The organism is Neobacillus drentensis, from assembly GCF_036966985.1.
Taxonomy (GTDB): Bacteria; Bacillota; Bacilli; order Bacillales; family Cytobacillaceae; genus Neobacillus; species Neobacillus drentensis_E.
The window spans coordinates 1-3,741 of the sequence record NZ_JBALSN010000400.1 but is presented as its reverse complement, the minus strand read 5'-3'; the positions used below and the strand labels follow the sequence as shown (position 1 = coordinate 3,741).

4 protein-coding genes are annotated in these 3,741 nt (G+C 39.9%); all 4 read right to left on the bottom strand.

What is annotated here, in order from left to right; genetic code table 11:
* On the bottom strand, positions 1–466 hold a 466-nt coding region (locus V7659_RS23435), incomplete at its 3' end, for an amino acid ABC transporter permease (protein WP_335542571.1).
* 88 nt (positions 467–554) lie between these two features.
* Complete coding sequence (locus V7659_RS23430) at positions 555–1,361, bottom strand: transporter substrate-binding domain-containing protein (protein ID WP_144548519.1); 807 nt, start codon at positions 1,359–1,361, stop codon at positions 555–557.
* A 14-nt stretch (positions 1,362–1,375) separates the two neighbouring features.
* Positions 1,376–2,104, bottom strand: a complete 729-nt coding sequence (locus tag V7659_RS23425; RefSeq protein ID WP_335542570.1) for an amino acid ABC transporter ATP-binding protein — start codon at positions 2,102–2,104, stop codon at positions 1,376–1,378.
* 183 nt (positions 2,105–2,287) lie between these two features.
* Complete coding sequence (locus V7659_RS23420; RefSeq protein ID WP_335542569.1) at positions 2,288–3,640, bottom strand: amino acid permease; 1,353 nt, start codon at positions 3,638–3,640, stop codon at positions 2,288–2,290.
* Positions 3,641–3,741: the final 101 nt, after the last annotated feature.

The following is a 3,741-nucleotide window of genomic DNA, read 5'->3' as shown; positions in this document are numbered from 1 at the left end:
AAGATGAATTTTTCACTAGATTGAGAAATTGATTGCCAAGGGAAGGGATAACAATTTTTATAGCTTGCGGAAGAATTACCATTCTCATCGCTTGACCATAACTTAAACCTGTTGAACGGGCAGCTTCCATTTGCCCTTTTGGAACCGACATAATTCCTGCCCGAATCGCTTCGGCAATGAAAGCCGCAGTATAAATTGATAGTCCAATCGTTCCTGCAGTCAACCCGCCAAAGTTACCAGCCAAATACGTAAAGAAGATAATCACCAGTACTGGGATATTACGGATAAATTCAACATATGCCGTACCTAGCCAGTTAAGAAATTTGATTGGAGCCATCCGTAGGACTGCAATCAGTGTACCTAAAATGAAACTGGATAATAAAGCGATTAAACTGGAAATAATCGTTATTTTTAATCCTTGCAAAAATGCGTCGATATTATCTGTTAGAATCGCGAAATCCACAATCGATCTCCTCCTCATAAAACAGGATGAGCAGGCCCGTCATTTGCCTCCGGACTACTGCTCATCCTGACGAGAAACAAGGTATATGTGATTAATTTTTAATCCATTTATTCTTGATTTCATCGTACTTGCCTGAATCCTTGAGACTTTTCAATGCTTTATTCAATTCATCGACAAGTGCTTTATTGCCTTTTTTCACTGCGATTCCGTAAGGCTCTTCTGTAAATGTTCCGCCGACTAGTCCATAAGAAGGATCTTCTTCGGCCATTCCATAAAGAATAGCATCATCCGTTGTCAGGGCATCCCCTTTACCGGCCTTTAACGCGGTAAAAGCTTCTGCATAATTTTCGAATTCAAGGACCGTAGTTTCTGGAGCTTTCTCACGTATATTTATCGTGGAGGTCGACCCTTTCACAGCAAGAACCTTTGTTCCTTTCTTCAAGTCTTTAATACTCTGAATTTTGCTTCCTTTTTTCACCAGCAATGATTGCCCAGCATCAAAATAGACATCGGTAAAATCTACTTCCTTTTTCCGTTCCTCCGTGATGGTCATCGTAGCGACAACTGCATCCACCTTCCCATTATTAAGGAGTCCTACCCGAGTTTTCGATGTCACCTCTACGTACTCAGGCTTCACATCCTTGCCAAACATTTCTTCGGCGAGTGCTTTTGACAGATCAATATCAAACCCTTCGACCTCACCTGTTGAAGGGTTTTTTAACCCAAACAAACGAGTGTCATGTTTTACGCCAAAGACAATTTTTTTCTCTTCTTTAATCTGAGCAAGGACATCCTTGCTGTTCCCTTTAGAGTCCTTGTCCCCACCGCAGCCAGCGAGAATTAAGGCTGCCATTGTGGTTACCAACGCCATTTTTACGAAGTTTTTTGTTTTAAACATTCCTTTACCTCCAATTAATGATTTAAGATACGACTGAGAAATAAGCGCGCCCGTTCTTCACGAGGATGCGCATAAAATTCAGCCGGAACTGCTTCTTCTAAAATTCGTCCCTCATCCATAAATACGATTCGATCTGCTACCTCCCTGGCAAAGCCCATTTCGTGGGTTACAACGACCATCGTCATGCCTTCCTTGGCGAGGGCTTTCATGACATCCAAGACCTCTCCAATCATTTCAGGATCCAGAGCCGAAGTGGGTTCATCGAAAAGCATAATTTCCGGGTTCATCGCAAGGCCGCGCGCGATGGCTACACGCTGCTGTTGACCTCCGGAAAGTTGGGAAGGATAAGCTTCAGCCTTATCTAATATCCCTACCTTGTTAAGGTAATATCTGGCTGTATCTGTTGCTTCCTTTTCGGATTGGCCCAGTACTTTCATAGGAGCCAGCGTGATATTTTTAAGTACTGTTTTGTGGGGATATAAATAAAAATGCTGAAATACCATGCCAATATTTCTCCTTAATTGATTGATATCAGTTTTTTTATCCCCTACGGATATTCCATTCACAGTGAGTGTCCCGGCCGAGATAGATTCAAGTTGATTGATACAACGAAGCAATGTACTCTTGCCTGAACCGGAAGGCCCAATTACCACCACTACTTCCCCTTGATAGATTGTGAGGTTAATATCTTTTAAGACATGAAAATTCCCATAAAACTTATTTACCTTCTTAAATTCGATCATTCTTGACCTCCTCAACTTAAAACTAAATAAATATGGCAATTTTCAGGATTACTTACATCTTATTCAGACCTTGTCCCATTCAAACCGCGACGATTGTCTCGTTTTAGGGATAGTTATAAAGTCATATATAGTGAAAAAGGTGTCAGGCACCATGTGAATTCTTCACATGGTGCCTGACACCCTTTACTTTTTATACCGATAACCAACATAAAGAACTATAAACCAAACTGGTGCTACCATTAATGCTACTCGCATTTCCTCTATAAAAGCCATTAAAACGATGACAATTGCTAAGAAAGCAAGGGCTAGGTAGGATGAAGCTGGATATAGCGGCATTTTAAATGCTAGTTTTTTAACTTCTTCTTTTGTTTTTGATTGTCGAAACTTGATTTGTGTAACCAAAATAATGGTCCAACTTGTAATAACTGCAACGGTTGCTACAGAAGAAATATACATAAATACCTTTTCCGGAACTATATAATTTAAAAATACCGCCACTAGTAAAAATGAGGATGAAAATAAAATTCCACGTCTTGGTGTAGAATGCTTGTTTAGCTTTCCAAAATATTTCGGACCGTTATTTTGAAGTGATAAATTGTAAAGCATTCTACCTGTACTGAAAAGGCCACTATTAAAAGCAGACAATGCTGCAGTTAACACGACAAAATTAATAATATGGGCTGCTCCAGGAATTCCAACTTTATCAAATATCAATACAAACGGGCTGCCATTTGTACCTACTTCATTCCAAGGATATAAACACATCATGATTCCTAATGCAGCAATATAAAAAATTAAAATCCTCCAGACCACATTGTTGATGGCTGATGGAATCGATTTTCGCGGGTTTTTAGCTTCCCCTGCTGTTATTCCGACCAGTTCTACTCCTCCAAATGAAAACATTACTAGCACCAATGACATTAAAATACCTTCCATACCATTTGGCATAAATCCGCCATGAGCCCAGAGATTGTTAAATCCGATTGGCTGACCTTCGTTGCCGATACCTAGAAGGATCATTCCTAAACCAACCACAATCATTCCAATAATAGCCACAACTTTGATCATTGCGAACCAGAATTCAAACTCCCCGAATGCTTTTACACTAGTAAGGTTTATCATAGTAATAACCACTAGTGTAGCCAGTGCAGTCACCCATTGTGGAATATCAGGGAACCAATAGTTCACATATACACCAACTACTGTAATTTCTGCCATCCCAACGACAACCCACATAAACCAATAGGTCCACCCTGTTAAGTAACCTGCAAACGGCCCTAAATAACGATTCGCATAGGAACTAAATGAACCGGAAACGGGCTCATCTACAGCCATTTCACCTAATGCCCTCATAATAGTAAAAATAACTAAGCCTCCAATTAAGTAGGAGATTAAAATTGACGGTCCAGCCATCTGAATCGTTGCACTTGAACCATAAAACAAACCAACACCAATGGCCCCTCCTAGTGCTATTAACTGGATATGCCTGTTGTCTAGACCTCGTTGTAATTTTTCACCTTCGTGATTTTTGCCCACACCATGATTCCACCCTTCTTAATTATTCTTTTAGAATAACTAAGTTAGATATCCCTTTCCACATGAAAGAATATTCATATAAATCAAATTTCTTCTTATCC

Excerpts from the sequence above, each read along its gene's own strand:
- V7659_RS23430 (WP_144548519.1), bottom strand. The coding sequence starts at position 1,361 with ATGTTTAAAACAAAAAACTTCGTAAAAATGGCGTTGGTAACCACAATG.
- V7659_RS23425 (WP_335542570.1), bottom strand. The coding sequence starts at position 2,104 with ATGATCGAATTTAAGAAGGTAAATAAGTTTTATGGGAATTTTCATGTC.